This is a genomic window from uncultured Gemmiger sp. (assembly GCA_944388105.1).
In the GTDB taxonomy this organism is placed as follows: Bacteria; Bacillota; Clostridia; order Oscillospirales; family Ruminococcaceae; genus Gemmiger.
In genome coordinates this window covers 1-6,915 of the sequence record CALXHN010000103.1, presented here as the reverse complement: position 1 = coordinate 6,915, position 6,915 = coordinate 1, and the positions used below count along the sequence as shown (strand labels likewise).

Here is a 6,915-nt window from a genome sequence, read left to right as displayed (position 1 = left end):
TTGGGGTCCTTGATGTTGACCTCTTTGCCGTTCTTTTTGATGATGCCCTTTTCGGGCTGGTACAGACCGAACAATACGCTCATCAGCGTGGATTTACCTGCACCGTTCTCGCCCAGGAGGGCGTGCACTTCGCCCCGGCGCAGCTGCAGAGTCACATCATCGTTGGCTTTTATGCCGGGAAATTCCTTGGTGATGTGAAGCATCTCAATAACGAAATCCTCTGCCAATCTGCTCACGCTCCTTTCAAAAACTGTTTCTTGTGCTCATTATACAATTATTTGTAAATCTTCACAAGTTATTTGAGCTACTTTTTTGCAAAAAATCGCCGATTTTTGCTTTACGAAAAAAAAGCGGCGAACGCCGTGATCTGGCGTCCGCCGCTTACGCATTTTTCGGGCAATTGATTTCAGGAATCAGACCTGATAGTCAACCGTAACATACTCGCTGGTGGTGGGCTTGGTGGCATCGTCGGAGTTGTTGTCGACGGCGATCTCGCCATTGCGGATCTTTTCCACTTCGGCCTCATACTCTTCCACGGTGAAGGTGCTGAAATTCCAGCTGTCTTCCGCGGTGGGCAGACCGACATAATCGCCCTCCTGCAGGCCATAGATGAAGTTGGTGCCGGCGATGGTGTCCCAGGTACCGGCAGCCACATGCTCCAGAGCGTCGGTAACGCCTGCGCTCAGGCCCTTCATGGCGGAGGTCACAAACGGGTTGTAGCTGTACTTGCCATCGGCAACACCCTGTTCGCCGATGTAGTTCTGGTCAACGTCAACGCCGATGACCTTGCCGTCATGCTTGACAGCCGCTTCCACAGCGCTGGTGTAGATACCGCCGCCGCAGGCAAAGACAACCTGGGTGCCGGCAGAGTACCAGCTCTCCATCTTGGCGGTGATGTTGGCATCGCCGGAGAAGGCGCCGCCGTACCAGTACTTGATGTTGACGTTGGTGCCCAGCTCCTGCGCAGCGGCGTCAGCGCCCTGCACATAGCCGTAGCCGAAGCGGATAACAGCGGGAACCGCCATGCCGCCCAGGAAGCCCAGCTCGGTGAAGCCGTCCTTGACAGCGGCGTAGCCGGCCAGATAACCAGCCTGCTCTTCCTTGTAGGTGATGCAGTAGACGTTGGCGGGGATGGTCTCGGTGCCGATGTCAGCCACGGTCACGTCCACAGCGATGAAGTGGACATCCGGGTATTCGGTGGCAGCCCAGGCCAGAGAGGGACCATACAGGTAGCCGACGCAGACAACGGTGTTGGCGCCGTCGTTGACCGCATTGCGGATCAGGGTCTGGCGGTCCTCATCGTTGGCATCTTCGCTCGGCGGCAGATAGTAATCAACGTTGATACCATTGGCCTCGCCGTAGGCTTCCACGGCAGTCCAGCAGCCCTGGTTGAAGCTTTCGTCGTCGATGGTACCCACGTCGCAGACCTGGGCGATGCCAGTGATCTCGGCGGAAGCGGCACCTTCGGCGGTGGCGTTGGTGGCGGTGCTGCCGGAAGCGGCGGTGTCACCGCTGCCGCCGCAGGCAGCCAGAGACAGTGCCATGACAGCGGCCATGCTCAGGGAAAGAAACTTTTTCATCTCGTACTCTCCTTTTTCGTTGGGAAAAGGTAAAAATAAAGAGCGGGCGCATGCGTGCATAACACTCCACAGCGCCCGCCTGTCAGGTTCAGTATACTGGATTTATTCGTTTTTTTCAATGGAAAAAACAACGAAATCAAATTACAAAAACATAACAAAACGCCAATTATCCCAAAACATCCACGGCCACATTGGGCGTTTCCGGCAAGGAGGAAGCATCCGAGAGGCGTTCCACCTTGGTGACGCTGTCGTGCAGGTTCTTGTAAATCTTTTCATATTCCCGCTGGGTAAAGTCTGTCATGCGCCAGTTGACCTGCGGCAGTCCAACTGCATTTTCGGAAGCCTCCACACGAACGGTGCTGCCTCCATTGCTGCCCCAGCCGCCGGTCTTGAAATACTCATACAGGGCATGCTGCACTTCGCTGGAATAATTCTTCATGGCGCTGGTCAGCACAACACTGTCAGAGTCTGTGCAGTCCCAGTCCGTGCCGATGACCACGGCGCCGGTGCCCTGGGCTGCGTCAATGCACTCCTGCAGGGTTCCTTCTCCGGCAGCCATGACCGCCTGTACGCCGCTGCCATACCATTCGCCCATACGCTGGGTCACAACGTCACCGGCATTCTCACTGCCTACATACCAAACTTCCACGCTGGCCTGTACACCCTGGCTCTGGGCGGCAGCATCCACGCCCTGCAGAAAACCTGTGCAGTAGCGCACCGTATCCGGCATGGCTTCGGCTCCCACAAACCCCAGCTTGGTCCGGCCATCAATGACCACCGCATACCCGGCCAGATACCCGGCCTGTTCTTCACTGAACATCACACAGCTGGTATTGGAGGCCGTCTGATAGGCGGTATAGTCCTCGGTATGCGGTTCCGCATCAAACAGAAGGAAAGATACCGACGGGTCGTCATTCTGTACACTGTACAGCGCTGTCGCCATCTCATCACCGCGGCAGACCACCATGGCGGCACCACTCTGTGCCGCCGTGCGCAGCGCGCTTTCCCTGGCAGCCAGAGAATCCTCCTCTGCCTGATAAAGCTGCGCGGTATACCCGAAGGTATCGGCAAACGCCTGCACGCCGCGCCACAGGGCCGCATCCGGACCGGTCTCCGTGCCGGCGGTATCCGCCACAAAGGCCACGGTGCTCCCCTGCCTGCTCAGCGCAACTTCTTCTTCCACATCATAAACGTACAGGCTGTCATCCACCAGCGGAGATTCTTCCACGGCCTGCGCCCCTGAAGAAGAGGAGGAAGGAGCGGCCGAACAGGCACACAGGGAAACGGCCAGCAGGCTGCAAAGCGCCGCCGTCATTCCATGCCGGATTTTACGAAAACGAGGGTACTGACACATAAATACAGAAAACTCCTTTTAAACGGGGTCGAGTTCCAGATTTCGGGGGCCAAAACCGTAGGGCAGCAGCTCGCCGAGAGTCGTCTCGACATAATCCTCCTCACTCTTGGCCATGATCACGATGAGGGACGGACCGCCGAATTCATACAGTGCCTGACGGCAGACGCCGCAGGGACCGGTGACCAACGTGTTGGTCTTGCCTTCCAGGCTCCCCACAATGGCGATGGCCGAAAAGTGGGTCACCCCCTCACTGACCGCTTTGAACAGCGCCGTGCGCTCTGCGCAGTTGGTGGGGGTGTAACCGGCATTTTCGATATTGCAGCCGGTGAAGACCCGGCCGTCCTGTGCCAGCAGAGCCGCCCCCACCCGAAAGTGAGAATACGGCACATAGGCAAATTTCCGGGCCGCAAATGCCGCCCGAATCAATTCGGTGCGGGTCTCGGCCGAAAGGGCGGCGCTCACAGGTCGGCCCCCAGCGCCACCTTCATCATGGCCGTGAAGCTGGTCTGACGCTGCTCGGCGGTGGTGATCTCCGGCGAAACAAAGCTGTCCGAAATCGTCAGCAGGCAGGCCGCGTGTTTGCCCAGGACCTTGGCATTGTGGAACAGGGCAAAACTCTCCATTTCCACGGCCAGACAACCTTTCTCGTCCCGCAGGCGTTCCCAGTACGCCGGTTTTTCATCACTGGGCTCCCGGTAGAAAACGTCGGCAGAATGGATAACGCCCTCAATGAGGGGAATATTCTGGGCGGCGGCGCTGCGGCGCAGAGCTTCATTCAGGGCCTCACTGGGGCGCTGGATCTCGTCGGTGTCACCGGACTGGGTCACGGCATAATTGCTTTCGGAATAAGCGCCGGTAGACAGAAGCACATCAAACAGTTTGGCTTTAGGGGTATAGGAACCAGCAGAACCGATACGGATGATGTTGTCCACCCCGTACTGGGTGTACAGCTCATAGGAATAGATACCGATGGAGGGCATGCCCATACCGCTGCCCATGACGCTGACAGGCCGGCCCTGATAGGTCCCGGTATAGCCCAGCATGCCACGGACATCGGTGACAAGACGAGGGGATTCGAGGAAGGTCTCGGCAATGAATTTGGCGCGCAGGGGGTCACCGGGCATCAGGACGGTGCGGGCGAAGTCACCTTTTTCGGCGCGATTATGAGGGGTAGACATAGCGGATCTCCTTTTTTTCGTTTGTATGCGGTTTTTCCTCTGTCATCGGGAACTCTACCGCTTGGTTTCTATTAGTATACCACATTTTGGCGTTTTGTGCTAAACTGTTTATCAAAAGACCAGCTTTTTCACAAAGGAGATTCTGTCCATGCCTGTTTTACCAACCTGTTGTCATCTGTGTCCCCGGGCCTGCGGTGCCGACCGTGCGGCCGGCAAAACCGGCGTGTGCGGTGCCGGCGGCACCCTGCGGGTAGCCCGTGCCGCCCTGCACCACTGGGAAGAACCCTGCCTGAGCGGCGATCCCAACGCCCCCACCGGCAGCGGCACTGTGTTTTTCACCGGCTGCGCACTGGGGTGCTGCTATTGCCAGAATTACGCCATCAGTCAGCAGGGATTGGGTAAGGATATTGACGAAAACCGTCTGTGCGAAATTTTTCTGGAACTGCAGGAAAAAGGCGCGCAGAACATCAATCTTGTCACAGCCACCCAATGGCTGCCCTGGGTGACGGCTGCCCTGGAGAAAGCCCGCCGCCGGGGTCTGCACCTGCCGGTGGTCTACAACACCGGCGGCTATGAGACCATAGAGACTGTACAGGCACTGAAGTCCTATGTGGATATCTGGCTCACCGATTACAAATATGCCTCCCCTGCCCTTGCAGCGGAATTGTCCCGGGCGGCAGACTACCCCGCCGCTGCGGATGCGGCTCTGTGCGAGATGCTGCGCCAGACCGGGGCGCCGGTTTTCGGAGAAGACGGATATCTGCGGCGCGGGGTGATCGTGCGGCATCTGGCCCTGCCCGGGCATGTGGAGGACAGTCTGGCGGTTCTGCGGCGTCTGGCCGAGATCCGGCAGGAGGTGGGGGTACCGTTCCTGACCAGTCTGATGAGTCAGTTCACCCCCTTCTATCACGCGGATGAACATAAGCTGGGACGGCGCATCACCACTTACGAATACCGCAAGGTGGTGGATGCCGCCATTGCCCTTGGTCTGACCGACGGATATATGCAGGAAAAAAGCAGCGCACGGGAGGAGTATACGCCTCCCTTTGACCTGGAGGGTGTATGATGATCGGTGCTTTGCTGAGTTGCGCCTACTTGGTCCTGTTTCTGCTGGCCGGATTTCTGGCCGCCCGCCGGACCTTGCCGGGAGCCGGCGTTGGAACTGTCGTCGGACTGGGCTGTGCCTTCGGCGTCAGCTTTCTGGCCATACTGCCCGCCTTTTTTGCCCTGTTTCTGGGATTCACCATGCCCGCCCTTCTCTGTGCGGGTGGGGTCGGTTTTGTCATGATTGCATGGCTGCTGCTGCGGGGCGGCCCGCTTCCCTCCCTCCATGCAGGGCAGGGTGCCGCTGCCATGTGGGCTTGTGTTCTGCCCATGCTGGCGCTGACTGTTTATCTGCTGCACACCCATGTGCTGCACCTGGTTGACGGAGCCTACCACACCGGACAAAGCTGCTACGGCGACATGGCCATGCATCTGGGATTCATTAAAAATATTGCGGTCACCGGACAGTTCCCGCCGCTGTATCCCCTGCTGGCCGGGGAAAACCGATTTGGCTACCCATTTTTATGCGAATGCGTTTCCAGCGTTTTTCTGGTGCTGGGCAGCGATCTGCGTCTCGCCTACATTCTGCCCATGCTGCCGGCTTTTGTGGCGGTGTATCTGATGTTCTGGCAGCTGGCAAACCGGGTCCTGGAGTCCTCCGCCAAAGCCAGTCTGGCCTTCTGGCTGTTCTTTCTGGGCAGCGGGTTTGGGTTTGTCTATTTTCTGCGAGATAAAGAGACCTTTCTTTCCATCTTCACCGGATTCTACACCACCCCCACCAATGACACCGCCCACAATGTGATCTGGGTGAATCCTCTGGCCGATCTGCTGCTTCCCCAGAGAGCCACCCTGTTCGGATGGTCCCTGCTGTTCCCGGCACTCTATCTTTTGTGGCGGTTCTGCATGGAAAGCCGTCCCCGCCTTTGGCTACCCCTGGCGGTGCTGGTCCTTCCCCTGCCGTTGATGCAGACACATTCCGCCCTGGCGCTGGTTCTGTGCTGTCTGGCCTGTGGGATCTACACTCTGGCGCATCGACCGCGGGTGCGCACAGTGCTTCTGCCCTGGTTCTGGCTGGCCCTGGTATGCGGTGTGGTCTGGTTCGCCCAGATGTGGGCCACCGTGTTTGCCCAGTCGGTAAGCGGAGAGAACATGCTACGCCTCCATTTCAATTGGATAAACAACGACGGCTCCGGGCTCAAGGACAACTATTTCTGGTTCTACATCAAAAACATCGGTCTTGTATATCTGCTGCTGATTCCCGCCTTTTTCCATGCCAATCGCCGGCAGCGGTGGTTTTATGGCGGCGGGGTTCTGATCTGGGCTCTGGCCGAGTGTGTGGTGTTCCAGCCCAACAATTATGACAACAACAAGCTGCTGTTCATCTGGCATGCTTTGGGCTGTATGCTGGTGGCTTCTCTCCTGTGCGACCTGTGGGGAAGGATGCATTCCCGCCCCCTGGGGGTTCTGGGCATGGCTCTGTGCTGCTTTGTGGGCATGTTCGGAAGTGTGCTGACCTTGGGGCGGGAAGTGGTGAGCGATTATCAGCAATGGAGCGCCACCGACATTCAGATGGCAGCCTATGTGGATGCGAATGCCGAGCCGGATGCTTTGTTCCTGACCAGCGACGATCACCTGACGCCGGTATTTTCTCTGGCAGGGCGGCAGATCGTGTGCGGTTCCGGGAGCTTTGTGTATTACCATGGTATGGACTATGCCGACGAATACCACGCCATGGTCAGCTTGTATGAAACGCCGGATG

At 57.9% G+C, this 6,915-nt stretch carries 7 protein-coding genes; 2 read left to right on the top strand and 5 right to left on the bottom strand.

What is annotated here, in order from left to right; all coding sequences use genetic code 11:
- The 5 genes from Q0K17_RS09695 to deoD all read right to left on the bottom strand — a co-directional run.
- On the bottom strand, positions 1 to 203 hold a 203-nt coding region (locus tag Q0K17_RS09695; RefSeq protein ID WP_294542625.1), incomplete at its 3' end, for an ATP-binding cassette domain-containing protein.
- 210 nt (positions 204 to 413) lie between these two features.
- Complete coding sequence (locus tag Q0K17_RS09690; RefSeq protein WP_294542624.1) at positions 414 to 1,580, bottom strand: BMP family ABC transporter substrate-binding protein; 1,167 nt, start codon at positions 1,578 to 1,580, stop codon at positions 414 to 416.
- 166 nt (positions 1,581 to 1,746) lie between these two features.
- Positions 1,747 to 2,895: a BMP family ABC transporter substrate-binding protein gene (locus Q0K17_RS09685; RefSeq protein WP_294542622.1), complete on the bottom strand. Its 1,149-nt coding sequence runs from the start codon at positions 2,893 to 2,895 to the stop codon at positions 1,747 to 1,749.
- A gap of 57 nt (positions 2,896 to 2,952) precedes the next feature.
- Positions 2,953 to 3,396 (bottom strand): cytidine deaminase, encoded by a 444-nt coding sequence (locus tag Q0K17_RS09680; RefSeq protein WP_294542621.1) that lies wholly within the window; start codon positions 3,394 to 3,396, stop codon positions 2,953 to 2,955.
- Positions 3,393 to 4,112 carry a purine-nucleoside phosphorylase gene (deoD, locus tag Q0K17_RS09675; RefSeq protein ID WP_294542620.1) on the bottom strand — a complete coding sequence of 240 codons (720 nt, stop codon included), beginning with the start codon at positions 4,110 to 4,112 and terminating at the stop codon, positions 3,393 to 3,395. The genes Q0K17_RS09680 and deoD overlap by 4 nt, the downstream gene beginning before the upstream one ends.
- 148 nt (positions 4,113 to 4,260) lie before the next feature.
- Between deoD and Q0K17_RS09670 the strand changes: the two genes are divergently transcribed.
- Together Q0K17_RS09670 and Q0K17_RS09665 are read left to right on the top strand one after the other, a co-directional pair.
- On the top strand, positions 4,261 to 5,178 hold the full coding sequence (locus Q0K17_RS09670) for a radical SAM protein (protein WP_294542618.1): 918 nt from the start codon (positions 4,261 to 4,263) through the stop codon (positions 5,176 to 5,178).
- Positions 5,178 to 6,915, top strand: a 1,738-nt coding sequence (locus Q0K17_RS09665; RefSeq protein WP_294542617.1) for a hypothetical protein, incomplete at its 3' end; no start/stop codon positions are given. The genes Q0K17_RS09670 and Q0K17_RS09665, both read left to right, overlap by 1 nt.